Source organism: Comamonas suwonensis (assembly GCF_012844455.2).
GTDB classification, from domain to species: Bacteria; Pseudomonadota; Gammaproteobacteria; order Burkholderiales; family Burkholderiaceae_C; genus Comamonas; species Comamonas suwonensis.
Genome location: NZ_JABBCQ020000001.1, coordinates 261,650 through 280,142 on the forward strand (window position 1 = coordinate 261,650; position 18,493 = coordinate 280,142).

General features: G+C 56.8%; 13 protein-coding genes. 3 read left to right on the forward strand and 10 right to left on the reverse strand.

Annotation, left to right across the window (positions count from 1 at the left end; all coding sequences use genetic code 11):
* Positions 1 to 34: 34 nt before the first annotated feature.
* The 3 genes from HF327_RS01155 to HF327_RS01165 are packed head-to-tail and all read right to left on the reverse strand — an operon-like array spanning position 35 to position 5,614.
* Positions 35 to 1,339, reverse strand: coding sequence for a TolC family protein (locus tag HF327_RS01155; RefSeq protein WP_169106491.1), 1,305 nt, complete (start codon positions 1,337 to 1,339; stop codon positions 35 to 37).
* Positions 1,317 to 4,430 carry an efflux RND transporter permease subunit gene (locus HF327_RS01160; RefSeq protein ID WP_169106492.1) on the reverse strand — a complete coding sequence of 1,038 codons (3,114 nt, stop codon included), beginning with the start codon at positions 4,428 to 4,430 and terminating at the stop codon, positions 1,317 to 1,319. The genes HF327_RS01155 and HF327_RS01160 overlap by 23 nt, the downstream gene beginning before the upstream one ends.
* A 20-nt stretch (positions 4,431 to 4,450) precedes the next feature.
* Positions 4,451 to 5,614 carry an efflux RND transporter periplasmic adaptor subunit gene (locus HF327_RS01165; protein WP_169106493.1) on the reverse strand — a complete coding sequence of 388 codons (1,164 nt, stop codon included), beginning with the start codon at positions 5,612 to 5,614 and terminating at the stop codon, positions 4,451 to 4,453.
* A gap of 1,032 nt (positions 5,615 to 6,646) precedes the next feature.
* Between HF327_RS01165 and dinG the strand changes: the two genes are divergently transcribed.
* Positions 6,647 to 8,821: an ATP-dependent DNA helicase DinG gene (gene dinG / locus HF327_RS01170; RefSeq protein ID WP_169106494.1), complete on the forward strand. Its 2,175-nt coding sequence runs from the start codon at positions 6,647 to 6,649 to the stop codon at positions 8,819 to 8,821.
* Between the two features lie 62 nt (positions 8,822 to 8,883).
* On the opposite strand, the gene HF327_RS01175 is transcribed toward dinG, so the two are convergent.
* The 3 genes from HF327_RS01175 to HF327_RS01185 form a co-directional block, all read right to left on the reverse strand.
* Positions 8,884 to 9,105 (reverse strand): hypothetical protein, encoded by a 222-nt coding sequence (locus HF327_RS01175; protein WP_169106495.1) that lies wholly within the window; start codon positions 9,103 to 9,105, stop codon positions 8,884 to 8,886.
* A gap of 1,187 nt (positions 9,106 to 10,292) precedes the next feature.
* Complete coding sequence (locus HF327_RS01180) at positions 10,293 to 10,856, reverse strand: acyloxyacyl hydrolase (protein ID WP_169106496.1); 564 nt, start codon at positions 10,854 to 10,856, stop codon at positions 10,293 to 10,295.
* A 213-nt stretch (positions 10,857 to 11,069) separates the two neighbouring features.
* Positions 11,070 to 11,627, reverse strand: a complete 558-nt coding sequence (locus tag HF327_RS01185) for a Spy/CpxP family protein refolding chaperone (RefSeq protein WP_169106497.1) — start codon at positions 11,625 to 11,627, stop codon at positions 11,070 to 11,072.
* Between the two features lie 261 nt (positions 11,628 to 11,888).
* Here HF327_RS01185 and HF327_RS01190 point away from each other — a divergent pair, with 261 nt between their 5' ends.
* Positions 11,889 to 12,923 (forward strand): recombination-associated protein RdgC, encoded by a 1,035-nt coding sequence (locus tag HF327_RS01190; protein ID WP_169106498.1) that lies wholly within the window; start codon positions 11,889 to 11,891, stop codon positions 12,921 to 12,923.
* Between the two features lie 170 nt (positions 12,924 to 13,093).
* Here the strand turns inward: HF327_RS01190 and HF327_RS01195 are convergent, their stop codons facing one another.
* The 3 genes from HF327_RS01195 to HF327_RS01205 all read right to left on the reverse strand — a co-directional run bounded on the left by HF327_RS01195 (position 13,094) and on the right by HF327_RS01205 (position 15,265).
* On the reverse strand, positions 13,094 to 14,281 hold the full coding sequence (locus HF327_RS01195; protein ID WP_169106499.1) for an acetyl-CoA C-acyltransferase family protein: 1,188 nt from the start codon (positions 14,279 to 14,281) through the stop codon (positions 13,094 to 13,096).
* 205 nt (positions 14,282 to 14,486) lie between these two features.
* Positions 14,487 to 14,993: a Cu(I)-responsive transcriptional regulator gene (cueR, locus tag HF327_RS01200; protein WP_169106500.1), complete on the reverse strand. Its 507-nt coding sequence runs from the start codon at positions 14,991 to 14,993 to the stop codon at positions 14,487 to 14,489.
* A 77-nt stretch (positions 14,994 to 15,070) separates the two neighbouring features.
* Positions 15,071 to 15,265, reverse strand: coding sequence for a heavy-metal-associated domain-containing protein (locus HF327_RS01205; RefSeq protein ID WP_169106501.1), 195 nt, complete (start codon positions 15,263 to 15,265; stop codon positions 15,071 to 15,073).
* 267 nt (positions 15,266 to 15,532) lie between these two features.
* Here HF327_RS01205 and HF327_RS01210 point away from each other — a divergent pair, with 267 nt between their 5' ends.
* Positions 15,533 to 17,218: a methyl-accepting chemotaxis protein gene (locus tag HF327_RS01210; RefSeq protein WP_169106502.1), complete on the forward strand. Its 1,686-nt coding sequence runs from the start codon at positions 15,533 to 15,535 to the stop codon at positions 17,216 to 17,218.
* A gap of 152 nt (positions 17,219 to 17,370) precedes the next feature.
* Here HF327_RS01210 and HF327_RS01215 read toward each other — a convergent pair whose 3' ends face one another.
* Entirely contained in the window at positions 17,371 to 18,489 is a 1,119-nt protein-coding gene (locus HF327_RS01215; RefSeq protein ID WP_169106503.1) for an alkene reductase, read from the reverse strand.
* Between the last annotated feature and the right edge of the window lie 4 nt (positions 18,490 to 18,493).

The following is an 18,493-nucleotide window of genomic DNA, read 5'->3' on the forward strand; positions in this document are numbered from 1 at the left end:
TAGGGCCGGAATTTGCGCCATCTCAGGCTCACTCTCAGGGCTGAACCTGGGGCAGATCACCGCTGGCCAGACGCACTTCCCACTCGGCATCCAGCATGTCCTTGACCAGCTCAAGGTGCTCAAGCCTGTGCTCGTTAATGGAGCCCAGCGCGTCGATTAACTCCAGAATCGTGCCCTTGCCCAGTTTGTAAGCGTCTTGCGCCATCTGGTGCAACGGGGCGATCTGGGCCAGGCCTTCTTTTTCATAGTCGCGCACCGCTGTGCGGCGCAGCGACAGCTGCTGCAGCGCGCGTTGCAGTTCTGACTGGGCAGCAAGCACGGCGGCATCGCGGCGCAACTCGGCCTGATCGGCTTCTACCTTGGCTCGCTCGATAGGGCCTTGGCGACGGTCGAACAGTGGTATTTCAACGCTCACCCCGACCTGATTAAAACTGCCATCTACGCTGTTGCGGATGCGGGAAAGACCAAAGGATGGCGTGGGCAATGCCTCGCGCTGTTCCAGTTTGATTTTCTGGCGCGCACGGTCCAGCTCTGCCTGACTGGCGCGCAGGCTGGGCAACTGGGTTTGCGCAGTGCTCCAGAGCTGGTCATATGCGGGCGCTTTGCGCAGATCTGTCGCTTGCAAGCTGCCTTCCACACGCACCTTCCACTGAGGTAAGGCGGCAATGCTGGCTACGCGCGCTGCAGCATCACGCAAGGCGGCCTGCGCCTTGCTGACTTGCATGCTCATCTGGGCTTGCTGCAGGTTCAGGCGTGCACCGTCATAACGACTGCGTGTGCCGGCCTCAATCTGGCCTTTGACGATGAAACCCGCCTTATCCAGTTCATCACGGGCTGCCAGCCAGACTTGATAGCGCTGCTGGGCCACCAGAAGCTCGTTAAACGCGTGCGCAGCATCGCTGAGCGTCGTTGCCACTGCGACATCCGAATTCGCAGCAGCGGCCTGCTCACCGAGTCGCGCGTTCTCAATGCGCATGCCACGCTGGCCGAAAATGGGAATGGCCTGCTCCACCCCCCATTCCTTTTCCCCGCGCTTGTTGGAGTAATGGGCGACCGGGTTGGAAAAAGTTGCTGCCGTTTTGCTGTCGGCCTTGGCCAAATCCAGCTGCATGCGATCTGCTGCGAGCGCGGGCTGGTTTTGCACCACGATGCGCAGATATTCCTGCAAGGTCACGGGCTGTGCTGGAGCCGCCACTTGCCCGGCGATGCGCTCCGAGGCGGCACTCAAGGTCGGCGTTACAGCCGCATCGGCGGCATGACTGGTGCCGCTAAAAGCGCCGCAGCACAAGGCGGCGGCCATTGCAAGAGAGTGCCACTTAGTCATTTTGAGCGCCTTCATCACGTTCTTCCTGCGTCATCATGTTTTTGGGACCCAGCCAGGCATACAACACAGGCAGCAGCACCAGTGCCACCAATGGCAGCACAACCATGCCGCCAACGATGACCGAGGCAAAGGGGCGCTGCGTTTCGCTACCCACGCCAGTAGAAAGCGCCATGGGCAGCAAACCGAGCAGCGCCAGCAATGCCACCAGAATGATGGAACGCATGCGCTCTGCCGTGCCTTCGATGAGCGCCTGCATCAAAGGCATGCCCTGACGGCGTAAATCTTCTACCGCAGAGACCACCAGCAAGCCCGCCAGAGCCACCTGCCCCAGCAGTGCAATAAAGCCGATAGCCGCACTGATGGACAGCTCGATACTCGCCATATGCAGGGCCGCAATACCGCCGACCATGGCAAACGGAGCACATAGCAAAATGATGCTGGCACTGCGGGCCTGACCCAACGCACCAAACAGCAGTGCATAGACCACAATCAGTGACAGAGGAATCACCACCTTCAGGCGTGCAGCAGCGCGTTGTTGGTTTTCCCATTCACCACCCCACTGAGCGATATAGCCTTCGGGCAGCTTTACGTTCTGCTTGAAGGTGGACAGCGTGTCTTTCACCACCGAGCCGATATCGCGCCCTTCCACGTTAAATTTGAGCGCCATGTAGCGCGCATTACCTTCGCGAAAAATGGAGGAGTTACCGATCTTCATGCTGACCGTTCCAACCGAGCCCAGAGGGACAGAGCCACCATCCGGCAAAGGTATGGCGATATTGCGAATGCGCTCTTCATCCATGCGATCCACATAGGGCAGACGCACGCGCACAGGAACCGGGTATTCGCCTTCCCACAAGGTGGTTGCGACATTGCCTGCCAAAGCAACTTCCAGCGTCTTCTGGGCGTCTTCCATGGCGATGCCCTGCCGAGCCAGGGCCTGGCGATCAAACTCCACATGTACCTGTGGTGCGGGGGCATCGCGGTACAGGTCCAGATCGACCACGCCATCAATGCCCTTCACCAGACCCTTGGTCTGCTGAAGAATGCCGCGCAGCGTCGGAATATCAGGGCCAAACAGCTTGAGAACCACCTGACCACGCGCACCCGATGTGGACTCTTCCACGCTGTCACGGATCGGCTGCGCAAAGTTAAAGGCCACCCCCGGAATTTCACCCAGCGTTGCACGCATTTCCTCGATCAGCGCGGGCTTGTTCAAGCCCTTGCGCCATTCGCCATGCGGCTTGAGGCGTACCAGCACCTTGGCAAGGTTGAGCGTCTCGTTATCGGTGCCAGATTCAGGTCGCCCCTGCTCTGTGGTCACTGTGAGAACTTCAGGGAAGACCTTGAGACGCAGGCGTACATCGCGCAGCACTTCCTGGCCTTTTTCCAGAGAGATGGAAGCAGGCATTTGCACCAGCACATAGGCATCGCCTTCATCCAGCTCAGGCAAAAATTCGGTGCCCAGCCATTTGGCAGAAAAGCCAGCCACCACCAGCACGCTCACAAACACGGCGATCACTGCGGTGCGGCTTTTGGCGGTGCTCAGAATGCGGCCAATCCAGTGCTGATAACCGTGGTGCGCACGGTCAAAGATCTTGGGTTCTTCCACCATCACATGCTTGGGCTTGAGCAGCAGCGCGCACAACGCTGGCACCAGCCCCATGGCAAACACCAGCGCACCCAGCAGCGCAAAGCTGTAGGTCATGGCCAGCGGACGGAAGATACGACCTTCAATGCTTTGCAGCGAGAACACTGGGATCAGCGCAGCAATCACGATCGCCATGGCAAACAACGTGGGCTTGGCCACGGCAACGGCCGAGTCCACAATGATGTGGCGCATATCATTCGCCGTCTGCGGTTTTCGCAGCCGCGCATTGCGAAGTATGTTTTCCGCCAGCACCACCGCTCCATCCACCATGATGCCGAAGTCGATCGCGCCCATCGAAATCAGATTAGCCGGCATGCCCAGCGCATGCAGGCCGATAAAGGCGACCAGCAACGACAAAGGAATCACCGTCGCCACGATCAGAGAGCCACGCAGGCTGCGTAAGAAGAGCCACAGCACAGCCACGATCAGCGTGGCACCAAACAGCAAATTGTGCTGCACAGTTTTAAGGGTGTGGCCCACCAGGTCAGAGCGGTCATAGTTCGTGACCATCTTCATGCCTTCAGGCAGGCCACCACTATTGAGTTCTTCCACCTTGGCGTGAATGTCATCGAGCACGATGGAGGGGTTGGCTCCGCGCTTGAGCAGCACAATGCCCTGCACCACATCGTTCTGATCATCCATGCCCACAGAGCCCTGACGTGGTGTGTGCGACTGCACTACACGCGCCACATCACCAATCGTCACAGGAGCCTTGCCACGCATGGCAACCACCACATCCTGAATCTCTTGTGGAGTGCGCAACAAACCAATGCCGCGAATGATGAAGGACTGCTCGCCACGGCGCATCAGACCACCACCCACGTTGCGGTTGGACTTGGAAAGCGCGTCGCTCACATCATCCAGGCTCAGACCCAGGCTGTAGAGTTTTTCAGGGTCTACTTCCACGTGGAATTCTTTGACGAAGCCACCAATACTCACCACATCAGCCACGCCCTGCACTTGCTTGAGCACGCGCACTACATGCCATTCTTGCTCGGTGCGAAGCTGCGCCAGCGTGTGTTTGTCGCTTTGCAAGCGGTAGTAAAAAACCTTGCCCAACGGCGTGTAGTCAGGCGCCATTTCTGGCGTTACACCATTAGGCAAATTGGCCTGTGGCAAACGCTGGGAAACCTCGGCACGCGAGTTAAAGCTATTGGCATTGTCATCAAAGACAAGGTTGATCATGGAGAGGCCGAAATAGCTCTCCGATCGCAGTGCCGTCAGCCCCGGCGTGCCGTTCAACTCCCGCTCCAGCGGCTGCGTGATCTGGCGCTCTACTTCTTCGGGGGCAAGCCCCGGTGCCTGGGTAATCACACCCACCTGCACATTGGTCACATCGGGGTAGGCCTCGATGGCGGTCTGCAGATAGGCGTACACGCCATAGATGGCGATGGCGAGGGTGACGCTCAGCGCCACCAGACGTCGATGAACGACGAATGAAATAAACGAACGCAGCATGGTTAAGACTCCTGCCAGGACTACAGAAGCTGGCTGGCTGCGCCGTCAAGCAGCAGACCACCACGCACCACAATTTTTTCACCCACCTTGAGGCCAGAGATCACCGGCACCATGCCGCGCGATGGACGCCCCAGAGTCACCTTGCGCGCCTCGAACTGGTTGTTCTCGTGCTGCACATAGACCACGCTAAGACTTTCATCCTTGATAAGCACGGCGCTCACGGGGATCAGCATCTCTTGCAGGTTGGAAAGCTGCACACCCACCTTGGCCTGCATGCCAGGGCGCAGCACGGGGTTCTGCTCGCTCAGCTCCACCACCACTGCTGCACGGCGCGATTCTTTATCCAGTGTTGCACCCAGATGGCGCACCACCCCCTTGATGGGCTTGGCCAGTTGCGGTACTTCAACCTGAACAGCGCTACCCAGGCGAATGCCGGGCAAGTCCGATTCAAACACCTCGGCCACCACATTCATGGCCCGCGGGTCACCAATCATGAACAGTGCAGCACCTGGGTCAGCCGCATTACCCACCACGGCCTTGCGCTCGGCGACGATGCCTGCACGCGGAGCACGCAGTTCAATGCGATCGCCACCGCCAGAGCCCAGCAGCGCAGCGGTGCCTTGCGCACGACCCAGCTCTTGCGTTGTTTCACGCAGCTTGGCCTGAGCAGCGCGCAGATCGACTTCAACGCCCACGCCTTTGTTCACCATGTTTTGCTGACGCTGGGCTTCAACCACTGCCACATCGTGGGCGGTCTTGGCTGCTGCCACGTCATAGCGGGTACGCAGAGCATCGGGGCTGACCAGCGTGGCCAGCAAGTCACCGGCCTTGACCATATCGCCCACATGCGCGTTGACGGTGACCACGCGTGCCGAGATGGGTACAGAAGCCGATGCCACACGATCTTCCACAAACGCCACATGCGCAGGAGCCCAGGCCATTTGCAAGCCTTGAGGGTCTGTCACCGCTGCAATCTCCAGCATCTTCACGGACTCAGGCTTGACCTGCAAAAAGCCTTTGGGCAGGGCCGTCGCAGTGTTGTGCGCGCCCTCTGTCGCTTTCGAGGCGTCGCATCCGCTGAGCAAGCCAGCCACAGCAACGACCACAGCCGCCACTGACAGCTTTGCCACTGTCTTGGTTGGTAAATGCGCCGCTGCCGGCAGTCCCACAAGGCTCTTGTTCATCGTTCACCCTTTTTCGATGGCTGGGAAGTGAAGAGCTTCAGCACCGCTTCTCTTCCAGTGATGGCGCCATGCTAGGAACAGCGGCAAGCCTCTTGGGTGACGCACGCATTACGGTTTGGTAAGAGAGAGGCAGTCGCAGCAATCCAGTCCAGGCGCTCCTCACGCAGAGCAGAACCCTCCGTCAACGCTGAGCACGTAACAGCACTGATTTGCCTGTTTTTTCATCAAAACAAGGTACACATGCCTGATTCGCCTAAAAAACAGGCATTCCGCCTGTTTTCTCATGTTATTTCTCATACATGAGTACTAAAAGTATCTAGATACTGTCAGATCAGATCGATAGCTGGCTCAACTCTTTTTTCAGGAAAAGTGCTATCAATCCCTTCTATAGCCTTGGATATCTACTATTAAAAACAGAGCAAATGACTTATCCATTCGGTGGATAAATTGAAGACCCATGCCTCTGTTTTTCAGGAAATCAACACAAAAGGCAGATCTGGCATACAGATCATGTTTTGAGCAGCGACAGAAGGAAAACTAACTGGGATAAAACGTATGAAATAACGCGCTTCATAGCTGTGGATAAATTACATGTTCTTCCGTCTTACAGAGCCACAATAAGCGTGAACAACCTTAACCACAGCACTTGAAAACTGTTCATTTTTCACTCTTCAAGAGAATTTTCAAATTCTAGAAAAATCTATTTATTCATAAAAATTTAACAAACTTATCAACAGCAATAGCTACAAAGTTATATCCAGGATACAAACAGGTTCTATTAGCGTCGTTTCTGTGGATAAGTTTCTTGAAAACTACGCTTCAGACAATCCACAATTACAATGAACAAGTCCTCCGTAAGTGGTGGAAAAGATTGCTCACATACACGTCTGAGATACATCTGTAGAACATACAGAAATCATCGATTTGTATGCTGTATTGCATAAGAAATTCAATCTTATTTAATACATATCTCTGTACGAATACTTATAAAACGCTAAAGCACAGTGCCTATGCGTCTCGAAAAGCGCTGAAATGCACGAAAAAAAGTGGGCTGAAGAGGCCCTGAATTCCTTTGATGCCGTCGTTGGAGCCATGCCAGGATTTCGCAGCCGTGAAGGACAGCGAAAAATGGCGGCTCAAATCGCAAAAACGCTGAGCGAAGCCCAGCTCGGAAAAGTCGATGAAGACGATCCAGAACCCCGCAGGGCGATTGCCGTGGTTCAGGCTGGTACGGGCGTTGGAAAGTCGCTGGCCTACAGCATCCCAGCCATCCGCATGGCGTTGTCGCGTGGCACGCGTGTGCTGATATCCACGGCAACGGTGGCACTGCAGGAGCAGCTGGTAAACAAGGATTTGCCGGCGCTGGCCGCCAAGCTCGATCAGCCCTTCAAATTCGCGCTGGCCAAGGGGCGTGGCCGTTTTGTCTGCAAACTCAAGCTAGAGCGGCTTGCCAGCACGGGCGAAGCGCAGGATGAGGAAATGGACGATCTGTTTGGCGACGAAAAGGCCCAGACCAAGATCCATCGGCCTCAGCACGAGCTGCAAGCCCGCATGCAGTTCTACAAATCCATGGCGGATGCGCTGGCAACCGAGGCATGGAGCGGCGACCGCGACTCGCTAGAAACGCCGCCAGAGGCCGAGGCATGGAGTCCCGTGGCAGCCGAGTCATCGTCTTGCACGGGCAAGCACTGCCCTGCTTTCAGCAACTGCGTTTATTACGAGCGCCGCAAGGACCTGGTGGCCGCGCAAGTCATTGTGGCCAATCATGATTTGCTGCTTTCCTCACTCGGCTCCAAGCTGCTTCCGGATCTGGATAACTGTCTGCTGATCCTTGATGAGGCACACCACCTGCCCTCCACCGCTCTGGATCGATTTGCGGGCGAGATGGACCTGAGTCGCCTGACCTGGATCGACAAACTGGCCAGCCGCGCGCTGCGCGTGAACCAGGTCGCGGAAGTGGAAGAGTTGGCCGATGTGCCCAAGCATGCAGGTCAGCTGCGCCTGCAGATGCAGGAGCTGGCCAGACTCGTCATGGAGCAGTACGGAGAGGCCCTTAAATCGCAAAAAGACAGCTATGGGCCAGCCAGGGTAAGGGCGACCCGCGGAATGCTGCCTGAGGCCCTTTTAGAGCCTCTGGGCCTTATTGCTCACCATGCCGATGGCTTTCTGGATGCTTTGCGTGCGGTTTCCAAAGCGCTGCGTGCAGAAATCAAGGACAAGCCCGAGGAAGCACAGCGCCTGTCCACCATTTATGCGCAGGTCGGGGCACTGGCACCGCGACTGGAAGCCATCTCCAACACCACGCAATTGCTTTTGCAGCACAGCGGGCCGGACGGCGAAAGCACGGCGGTACCCAACGCCAAGTGGTTCACGTTGGAGATGGACGGGGAATTCATTGCCGTCAAGGCTCACGCCAGCCCCATTCAGCCGGGCTCCACCCTGCGCCGGCATTTGTGGTCGCAGGTCAGAGGTGCGGTACTCACCTCTGCCACGCTGGCCAGTTGCGGCCATTTCGACTTCTTTTTGCGTGAGGCTGGCTTGGTCAATGACCCATCAGTCACTACGCTGGAAGTCCCCAGCCCCTTCGACTATGGCCGCCAGGGCACGCTAGTAGCCCGGGAAACGGCCGCAGACCCGCGTGAGGCGGCTCGCTTTACCGAGGAAATGGTCGAAGCCTTGCTGAACGATCTGAGCCGTATACAGGCCGGTGCGCTGGTCTTGTTCACATCCCGAGAGCAAATGCGGCAGGCGGTGGATGCGCTATCCACCAGCATGCGCAACCAGGTACTGGTGCAAACCGCCCTGCCCCGCCAGACATTGCTGGCCCGCCACCGCGAAGCCGTGGAAATGGGCGAGCCATCCATCATTTTCGGCATGCAATCTTTTGGTGAAGGGCTGGATCTGCCCGGTGCGCTGTGCGAGTCGCTATTCATCACCAAGCTGCCTTTTTCCCCACCCGACGACCCGGTGGGTGAAGCAAGAGCTGAATGGCTGCGCAGCAGCGGCCGTAATCCCTTCAACGAACTGGTAGTGCCTGCTACGGCCATTCGTTTGGCACAGTGGGTAGGACGCGCCATTCGAACAGAAGAAGACCAGGCCCATGTGTACTGCTATGACCGCCGCCTGACAAGCACCAGCTATGGCCAATTGCTCATCAAAAGCCTGCCACCATTCGCCCTGCAACGCAGACCCGTTCAGGCGGCCTGAGGAAATTGGCGAAGAGACTTTTCAGGCTTCTTCGCGCCATTTTTTTGGTGTTTTTCAGCCTCTTAGCCTGCTGTGCCAGCCACCTTTTTCATGCCTGATAACGGCATGAGCACAAGCCTTTTTGCGCCAAAAGGCTTTTGTAATTTTTCTAACACTTGAGGGACTGGAGTTGCTGGAGGATCAATGACTTCAGTCTCCCGGCTTTCCAGTACTCCGTTCGTTGTGCTCTTGCACCAGTCGCTCAGCGCTTGCGCTGTGATTAACCGCGGATGTTCATCAGTCACGATGAATCAGCATCACTTCGCAATGAGTACGGCTTCGCGCGACGCTGCCATCCGCCACTTCTTTGCTTTTGACCTGTAACGGTAAACAGGGCTGCTGACGAGCAACTAAAGGCATTTTCAGAAAAATCGTTTGAAAACAATGGTGTAAAGACCATTGAATTTTTTTGAATGCATTGCTATCGCCTGCCTGCAATGGGCAGTGTGGCTTCATGGAATGGTTACCCCCAGCTGTTCATAACATTCTGTGGATAACCATCTTTCCCAAAGCCTGGATATAGAACTTTATCCCCAACTCTTGACGTTGAGGCTGCGCATCTTACGCCAAATTTTTGAGCTCTGACGCGTCAATTTTTCTAAAGCCCTTTTTTCCGGCTATCTCCCTCTGTAGAGAGGCTTTGAGACACCTGATTGACGGAGGTTCAAACCTGCACACATTGCGGAATCTTGGGTTTAGCTTTAGTTGTTCTTTAGAGTTTTTATAAATATTTAGTGGTAGTAGTAAAGATGCCATATTCCTGTTGATAACTATCAAAAGTTGATAAAAATCAACCATCTTTGGTACTGATAAACATGGAGACAGGTGATTGCTGCTGCTGTCCTCCATTCATGAATAACTTGCAAGTTTTCGAAATTTCTGTGGACAACCTCGAAGTTGATATGTCGTTATCCACAGAAATTCATATTTCATGAATAAATAAGAAAACCTCTGCTGATCAAGCAAATACAGGCGTTATTAGCTATGTTTTTTATAGTGAATAACTAAAAAAGCGGATCTTGAACACATCAGGTTTGAAAGATGTGAAGTATCCCGAGGCCCTTCTCAACCATCTGAGCAACCCATTTTTTTATTCAATGCGTGCATGTATGCTGTGCAAACTTTGGCTTTAGTTGTTATTGCTAGTCTTATATTTTTACTTAGTAGTAATAGTAAGTACCTCACTTAATTGTGGATAAGTTAAAAATAACATTAAAAATCAATTACTTAAAGTTTGTTTAAGTTTGTGGCCGAAGGTCAACTCCTGCTGTCCTTGATTTGGGAATAACTTTTTCAAACTGGGAATTTCTGTGGAAAACATGAAAATTTCTTGGCTTTTATCACCATGTTTATACACAGGTAGGTCGGCCTGATGGCAGACATGAAAAAGCCACCCCTAGGTGGCTTTGCCTAGTTGCAGTTGTCTGGCTGCCTAGAAGTACCGCGCATATCGGAGCTGGAGAAAGTTAGTGCCTGGGTTGGGTTCCTTGATGCCTGCATTGGAATGGTGCTCCAGCCGCAGGCTGATTTCATTTTTCCGCTGCTCTCCAAACAGGTAACCGACCCCCAAGTGGCTTGCAAAGTTGTAGCGCGTTGAGAACTCTTTGTGGTCTGTGATGTAGCGGTGGTTGGTGGCATAGCTCACACCTAGCCCTGCTTGCAGAAACCAGGGCGATTGGCCTTGTGCGGGGTGCCAGCGCAGTGTGGGTTGTGCTCCCAGAACCCAGGTCGAACGATTTCCGCCTTGGTAATCAGCCGACCAGCGGCTGACTGAGAGATCCCAGTAGCCTGTCAGCTTGCCCGAGCCCAGTGCGTAGCTCCAGTTCCAGGGGAGCATGACGCCGCCGGACCAGCTGTCTGTGCCATGTTCTGCGCTGCCGTATTGCAGGTATACGCCTGTGGCAGGGTTCTGCACAGACTGTGCAAGGGCTGGAAGACTGGGCAACACTGGAGCCAGCAACATGACAAATGTTCTTGCTATCTGCAGCTTTTTCATGGCGAAGATCCTCCCTGTGGTCGGACTATGGGGCGTTACAGATCTGCTGAAGGGTCTGAATTTCTTACGCTCCGTGGAAATGAATCTAGATCTTTGTGAATAAAGGTTCTGTCGGCAAGCAATTGCGCTTGTAGTCAGCCAATGGATATCGTGCAAAAAGAAAAAGCCCCCGGTCATGACGACCGGGGGCTTGTTGGTTGCAGTCAGCTTGGCTTACTTGGCGGCGGGAGCAGGCGCTGAAGGGCGTTCCTGACCGGGTTTGCCGCCATGGTGGCCATGATGGTGCTCACCGCGCTGGTGATGCATGCGCAGCGAGGCCGCGTCAAAGGTTTTTTTCTGCTCTGCATCGAGCTGACCGTAGAAGGCCTTGGTGGCGTCGGCACGGCGGTCCATTTCCGCATCACGCTTGGCGCGCATTTCACGCATCTTGTCGATGCGCTGGGGTGTGGTCAGCTTGGCAAATGCGTCACGGTCGCCGCGGGCAGGGCGCTCACCGGGCTTCATGGCCTCGGTATAGGTTGTCCAGGCACCTGCCTGAGCAGGGGTTAGCTTCAGGTCGGTCTTGAGCTTTTCCATGCGTTTTTTCATGTGCTCCATGCGATCACCACCGCGCTTTTGATCATGGTGATGCTTATGGTGCTCAGGGGCTTTTTGGGTTGCTGCTGGCTGCTCTGCAGGGGCTGCAGTCTGTGCGAAGCTGGGCAGGCTCAAAGAAGCGAGCAGGGCCGTGGCAACAGCGGCGCCGGTGATGGTTTGGCGAAAGCGGGTCATGTCATATTCCTTTTCAGTTGAAGTGGAAGAAGTGGCCGCTCGGTCTGCGTCTTGAAAGGCATTCGGCAGCGGATGAATGAAGTGTGGGGCTCTGATGTTTCTGTCGCGTGAGGTTTTGCAGCCGCTCTGTAAAGTATTGAGAAGATTAGGTGGCTCTGACTGCGCAACAATGCATGCATGGGCTGCTTTGGCAGCTGATTTTTTTCCGTGAGACTCCGCTGCGGGATCTCACGACGATTGAAGGTTTAGCAAAGGTTTTTGATGTTCAAGAACATGATTGTTTATCGCATTGCCGAAAGCTGGCAGGGCGATCTGCAGGTGCTGGAAGATGCGCTGCAAAAGACGGTGTTTACCGAGTGTGGCGCGACGCAGGAACGCTCGGTCGGCTGGATGCCGCCGCGTGGCGAGCAGCATGGCCCGTTGGCCGAATCGGTGGCCGGGCAATGGGTGATGCGCTTCATGAGCGAGTCGAAGATGCTGCCCGCCAGCGTGCTCAACCGCAGGGTTAACGAAAAGGCTGCGCACATTGAGGCGACGGAAGGCCGCAAGCCGGGCAAGAAAGAGAAAAAGGACCTGAAGGACGAGGCCAAGCTGGACCTATTACCCATGGCCTTTACCAAGCAAGGTGCCATGTGGGTCTGGATTGACCCGCAGGCGCGTACGCTGGTGCTCGATACCAGTGCGCAAGGCCGTGCCGATGAAATCGTGACGCTGCTGGTCGAAGGTCTGCCCGGTTTTGCGCTGGCGCTGGTGGATACACAGACCAGCCCGCAGGCCGCCATGGCCCACTGGCTGATGACGCAGGAGCCGCCCGCAGGCTTTGCGGTGGACCGCGAATGTGAGCTGAAGGCTGCCGACGAATCCAAGGCCGTGGTGCGCTACGCACGCCACCCGCTGGATATTGACGAGGTGCGCCAGCACATCGAGCACGGCAAGATGCCCACCAAGCTGGCCATGACCTGGGACGACCGCGTGAGCTTTGTGCTGACCGAAGGCCTGCAGATCAAGAAAATTGCGCTGCTGGATGCGGTGATGGATGGCCAGTCGCAAGACGATGGCGGTTTTGATACCGATGTGACCATTGCCACAGGCGAGCTGTCACGCCTGATTCCTGATCTGATCGAGGCGTTGGGCGGTGAAGGCCGTACCGGTCTGGGCGAGGGGCTGCCGGCTTCTTTGCGCGCCACGCCTGCTGAAACCTTGCCCGTGCGACTGGCCCAAGGCCGTAGCCAAGGCACGGTGACCGGTCCGGCTGCGGCACCTGCGGATACCGCACCCGAAGAAGCACCGTTCTAATGCTATTGAAGGTATAGCTGCTTGCGCCTTCTAAACAAGGGTTTGAAAATGTTTTGATGCTGAAACATTGAAATAACAAGCGCAAGAAGCTATCAAAAAATGCAAAAAGGCCTGCCAGAGTAATCTGGCAGGCCTTTTTTGTGGGTCGCTTAAGGCGGTTGAAACAGTGATTACACGCGCTCAAAAATCGCTGCAATGCCTTGGCCGCCGCCGATGCACATGGTCACCAGCGCGTAGCGGCCACCGGTGCGGTGCAGCTCGTAAATGGCCTTGGTGGCGATGATGGCTCCGGTTGCACCCACAGGGTGACCCAGCGAGATGCCAGAGCCGTTGGGGTTGACCTTGGCGGGGTCCATTCCCAGCTCCTGAATCACGGCACAGGCTTGGGCGGCGAAGGCTTCGTTCGCTTCGATGACGTCCATGTCCTGGATCTTCAGGCCGGTGCGGGCCAGCACCTTTTGTGTGGCGGGCACGGGGCCAATACCCATGTATGCAGGCTCTACACCGGCGTGGGAGTAGCCGACCAGACGGGCCAGAGGCTTGGCACCCGAGGACTTCAGCGCCTGCTCGCTCATCATCAGCACGGCGGCAGCGCCGTCATTGATGCCGGAGGCATTGCCGGCGGTCACGGTGCCGCCTTCCTTCTTGAACGCGGGCTTCATGCCGGAGAGGGTCTCCAGCGTGGTGGCGGCGCGCACATGCTCGTCGGTGTCAAACAGCACCACGCCCTTGCGGGTGGCGATTTCGATGGGAACGATCTGTTCCTTGAAGCGACCGGCTTCAATGGCGGCAGCGGCGCGCTGCTGGCTGAGCACGGCCAGTTCATCCTGCATGGTGCGGCTGATGTTGTAGCGCTCGGCCACGTTTTCAGCGGTGATGCCCATGTGCATTTTTTGCCATGGGTCGTGCAGGATGCCCAGCATGTAGTCAATGCTCTTGGCGTCGCCCATGCGTGCGCCCCAGCGCGAAGCCATGTCGAAATAGGGGCCGCGGCTCATGGACTCGGAGCCGGCACCAATCGCCACTTCGCAGTCGCCCAGTGCAATGGATTGCGCCGCTGAAACGATGGCCTGCAGACCTGAGCCGCACAGGCGGTTGACGTTGTAGGCGGGCGTTTCGATGGGGCAGCCAGCATCCACAGCGGCCACGCGGGACAGGTAGGCGTCGCGGGTTTCAGTGGGGATGACGTTGCCCATGACGACGTGGCCGACGGTGTCGGCCGCAATGCCCGCGCGCTCAATCGCGGCTTTGACCACGGTGGTGGCCATTTGTGCATTGGGAACGTCCTTGAGGCCACCGCCAAAAGTACCGATGGCTGTGCGCGCTGCGCTGACGACGAAGATGTCTCGGGTGCTCATGTTGTTTGTCTCCTCCATTGCGAGAGCAATGGTTATTGGCCTATGCGTGAATGGTCTTGAAGTGAATGAGAGTGTTCACATCCATTTCATCGCCTATTTTGCAATAAATGTTGCGCTGCAACATGTCTCATAGTTGACGACTACCGTCGAAAAATAAGGCGGGTTTCACGTGAAACCCGGACCAGGCGTTTTCGGGGACTTTTTCTCAGGCCGCAGCCTTGTTGCGGCGCTTTGGCGTGGGGGCAATGGGCTCGTGATGAGTCGGTGACAGATCGGTGTCGGCGCTGGCCAAATCGTCGAGGATGGGGCAGTCGGGCCGGTCATCGCCATGGCAGCAATGCACCAGTGTCTGCAACGTGCGCTGCATGGATTGCATGGCGGCGATGCGCTCGGCCAGCGCGGCAATGTGCTTTTGCGCAATGGTCTTGACCTGACTGCTGGCACGGTCCTGGTTTTGCCACAGGCCGAGCAGAGTGGCGATCTCATCCATGGAAAAGCCCAGATCACGCCCGCGGCGGATAAAGCGCAGCGCGTGCACATCGGCCTCGGTGTACTGGCGATAACCGCTGTCTGTGCGGTGAACGGGTGCCAGCAGGCCCAGTGACTCGTAGTGGCGCACCATGCGCGGCGACACCCCGGCGCGGCGCGCGGCTTCGCCGATGACAACAGGCCAGTTCTGAGCGATTTTTTGTGTTGATGGTTGGCTAGGCATGGTGTTCCCTGGAAAAACGCGCCAGCGGCCCTTTGATGACTTGTATGAGGCGCTGGCGCTGTGGTGCGAGAGCTGGCTCAGGCGACCTTGTAGCCTTCTTCGGCAATGGCGGCTTGCAGTGCATCGCGGCTGGCGCTGCTGTCCACCTCAACGCGGTTGGCGGAACGGTCGATCTTGATCTGGGCCTGGGCGTTAACGCCTTGAATGGCATGGGTGACAGCGCGTTCGCAGTGGCCACAGGTCATGCCTTGAACTTCAAAAACTTGTTGCATGGATCAGCTCCTTCATGGGTGAGCCACCGGGCTGGTGGACTCTATGGCTTGAATGGTCAACCCTAACATCATGACAAGGTCAAGCGCTTTTCAAAATATGAACACAGGCAGGCTTGATAAGCCGCAAAGCGTGCCGATAAGAACTTGTCATATTGCAGATCGCCATGGTGCAGGCGCTTTGGTCATGGCTTTTTGTTTGCTGACAATTTGAAACAATTGCTCATTCTGGTGTAAAAGATGCCGGTCGTTCAAAGTCGAGAGGGATTCATGAGTCTGTTGGAAATGATGCGGGGCTTCACCATCCGCACACGCATGCTGGGCGCCATTGGTGTGGTGATGGTCTTGCTGGGATTGCTGGGAGGCGCGGGCATGCTTGGCATGTCGCGCATTCAGGATATGAGCCAGGATTTTCGGAACAATGTCTTTGCAAAATCAGGCCATATGGCGCAATTGCGCATAGAGCTGGGCGGTATTCGCGTCAGTGAAAAAGACATGGTCATCCAGTATGAGAGGCCTGAGGAGGTGATCAAGGCCAATCAGCAGTGGAGCAAGTTCATCGACCAATCCAAGGCCACGCTGGGCAAGTTTATGACGGACCAGAGCGCAGAAGATGCGCTGCTGGCCAAGAGCATCACTGAGCGCATCGACAACTACCGCAAGCTGTTTGAACCGGTGGCACGCCAGCTGGAGGCCGGTGGCTATGACTCGGCCACAACGGCCAACCGTATGAGCGGCAAGGCGCTGGCCGAAATGGCCGAGGCCGACAAGCTGCTGGCTCAGCTCGACAGCTTGCTGCGTCAGCAGTCAGATGCGCTGGCTGCGGCTGAGAGCAAGGTTTCTGAGCAGACACGCTGGCTGTTTATCGCTGCAGTGGTGCTGGCGCTGGTGGTGGTGATTCCGCTGACCTTGCTGAACATGCTGTCCATCTGCCAGCCGCTGGAAAGCGCCCGCCAGATGGCCTTGACGATTGCCGGCGGAGATCTCTCGCGCAAGGCGCATGTCAGCGGCAAGGATGAGCTGACGGATTTGCAGCAGGCGCTGGATGAAATGCAGCAATCGCTGAGCAGCACGGTAGCCCAGGTGCGCGACGCCAGCGGCAACATTGCCACGGCCAGTCAAGAGATTGCGACGGGCAACCAGGACCTGTCGGCCAGAACCGAGCAGACGGCCAGCAACCTGCAGGAAACCGTGGCTTCTCTGGCCCAGTTGACGGCTACGGTGCAGCAGACGGCATCGTCGTCGCAACTGGCCAATCAGCTGGCTTCTTCGGCATCGTCCACCGCCGTGCAAGGCGGTCAGATCGTGAGTCAGGCCGTGAACAGCATGCAGGAGATTTCAGGCTCCAGCCGCAAGATTGGCGACATCATCGGGCTGATTGATTCCATCGCCTTCCAGACCAATATTCTGGCGCTGAATGCGGCGGTAGAAGCCGCTCGCGCAGGCGAGCAAGGCCGCGGTTTTGCCGTGGTGGCATCGGAGGTGCGTAGTCTGGCCAAGCGCTCGGCCGAAGCGGCCAATGAAATCAAGACGCTGATCAACACCAGCGTGCAAAGCGTGGATGTGGGCGCGCGCCAGGTGGAGAGCGCGGGCAAGGCCATGCAGGACACGGTGGACAGCGCCAAGCGCGTGGGCGACATCATTGGCGAGATCACTGCGGCGTCCAGCGAGCAGTCGCTGGGCATTAGCCAGGTGAATCAGGCCGTGGGCGATATTGATCGCATGACGCAGCAAAACGCTGCGTTGGTGGAAGAGTCTGCCGCCGCCGCCTGCTCGCTGCGCGAGCAGGCGGCAAGACTGGCGCAACTGGTCAGCCAGTTTCAACTGGCGGGTGGTTCTGTTCATGCTGCGATGCGTGCCGGTCCAGGGCCGCGCCGGAGTCCACCTCCGGCAGTTACGTCGGTCGGAAAGGCTGCCTTGCCTAAGCAAAAGTCACCGTTGCTGGAGCATGCATAGGCGTTAAATCACGCCCATAAAAAGGCCCCCAGCTTGCCCTGGGGCCGCACGGCGGCAATAAAAAAGCCCGGTTGCAGGAATGCACCGGGCTTTTTTGCTTTCAATTCAGTAGCTGTTCGCGCAATCAGCGAATGCGCTGGAAGCGGTTTTGACTATGAATGGGCGACTGACGGGTAGTCGGTATAGCCGTCTTCGCCACCGCCATAAAAGCGTTTGCTGTCCCACGCGTTGAGCGGCAGATTGGCCTGCAGTCGGTGCACCAGATCAGGGTTGGAGATAAAGGCTTTGCCAAAGGCCACAACGTCGGCATAGCCGCTTTCAACGGCTTTCACTGCCATCTGGCGGTCATAGCCGTTGTTGACCATCCACGCGCCCTTGCCACCTGCGGTGCGGTAGGCCTGCTTGAGTGCGTGGTAGTCAAACGGCCTGTCCACCAGCTCGCGCGGGCCACCGGTCGAGCCTTCAATTACGTGGATATAAGACAGGCCCAGTGGCGCCAGCACGCGCATCAGATACTCAAAAAGCGCTTGCGGGTTTTCGTCCGTAATGTCGTTGGCCGGGGTGACTGGCGAGATACGTATACCCACCTTGCCGCCGCCAATGGCATCGGCCACAGAGAGCATGCATTCGCTCACCAGACGGCAGCGGTTTTCGATGCTGCCGCCGTAATCGTCGGTACGGTGATTGGTGCTGGTCTTGAGGAATTGATCGAGCAGATAGCCATTAGCGGCATGCAGCTCCACACCATCAAAACCGGCTGATTGAACGGCCTCAACGGCAGCAACGGTGAAGCTGTGGACGATGCCTGGCAGCTCTTCAGACCGAAGTGCGCGCGGTGCAGAGGTGGGGAGGAAGTGACCCTCTCCAGTCTTTGGATCGATCACATAGGTCTTGGACTGGGCAGTCAAGGCCGATGGCGCAACAGGCGCGTGGTTGCCGGGCTGTAGTGTCGTGTGAGAAATACGGCCGACATGCCAGAGCTGAGTGACGATGCGACCGCCTTTTGCATGTACAGCCTGGGTCACTTTTTTCCAGGCCTGCAACTGCTCCTCACCATAGAGGCCGGGAACGTCAGAGTAGCCCTGAGCCTGTGCACTGATGGCCGTGCCTTCGCTGATCAGCAGACCTGCCGAGGCGCGCTGTGCGTAGTAGGTCTGCATTGCTTGTGTGGGCACCGCCTGGGGCGCCCGGTTACGCGTCAGTGGCGCCATGGCAATGCGGTTGGGCAGGCGCAGGCTACCGGCTTCAATCGGATCAAACAAAGAGGGCATGCAA

What these genes read in the sequence shown, in the direction of transcription:
- HF327_RS01155 (WP_169106491.1), bottom strand. Translation starts at nt 1,339, where the DNA reads ATGAAGGCGCTCAAAATGACTAAGTGGCACTCTCTTGCAATGGCCGCC.
- HF327_RS01160 (WP_169106492.1), bottom strand. Translation starts at nt 4,430, where the DNA reads ATGCTGCGTTCGTTTATTTCATTCGTCGTTCATCGACGTCTGGTGGCG.
- HF327_RS01165 (WP_169106493.1), bottom strand. Translation starts at nt 5,614, where the DNA reads ATGAACAAGAGCCTTGTGGGACTGCCGGCAGCGGCGCATTTACCAACC.
- dinG (WP_169106494.1), top strand. Translation starts at nt 6,647, where the DNA reads ATGCACGAAAAAAAGTGGGCTGAAGAGGCCCTGAATTCCTTTGATGCC.
- HF327_RS01180 (WP_169106496.1), bottom strand. Translation starts at nt 10,856, where the DNA reads ATGAAAAAGCTGCAGATAGCAAGAACATTTGTCATGTTGCTGGCTCCA.
- HF327_RS01185 (WP_169106497.1), bottom strand. Translation starts at nt 11,627, where the DNA reads ATGACCCGCTTTCGCCAAACCATCACCGGCGCCGCTGTTGCCACGGCC.
- HF327_RS01190 (WP_169106498.1), top strand. Translation starts at nt 11,889, where the DNA reads ATGTTCAAGAACATGATTGTTTATCGCATTGCCGAAAGCTGGCAGGGC.
- HF327_RS01195 (WP_169106499.1), bottom strand. Translation starts at nt 14,281, where the DNA reads ATGAGCACCCGAGACATCTTCGTCGTCAGCGCAGCGCGCACAGCCATC.
- cueR (WP_169106500.1), bottom strand. Translation starts at nt 14,993, where the DNA reads ATGCCTAGCCAACCATCAACACAAAAAATCGCTCAGAACTGGCCTGTT.
- HF327_RS01205 (WP_169106501.1), bottom strand. Translation starts at nt 15,265, where the DNA reads ATGCAACAAGTTTTTGAAGTTCAAGGCATGACCTGTGGCCACTGCGAA.
- HF327_RS01210 (WP_169106502.1), top strand. Translation starts at nt 15,533, where the DNA reads ATGAGTCTGTTGGAAATGATGCGGGGCTTCACCATCCGCACACGCATG.
- HF327_RS01215 (WP_169106503.1), bottom strand. Translation starts at nt 18,489, where the DNA reads ATGCCCTCTTTGTTTGATCCGATTGAAGCCGGTAGCCTGCGCCTGCCC.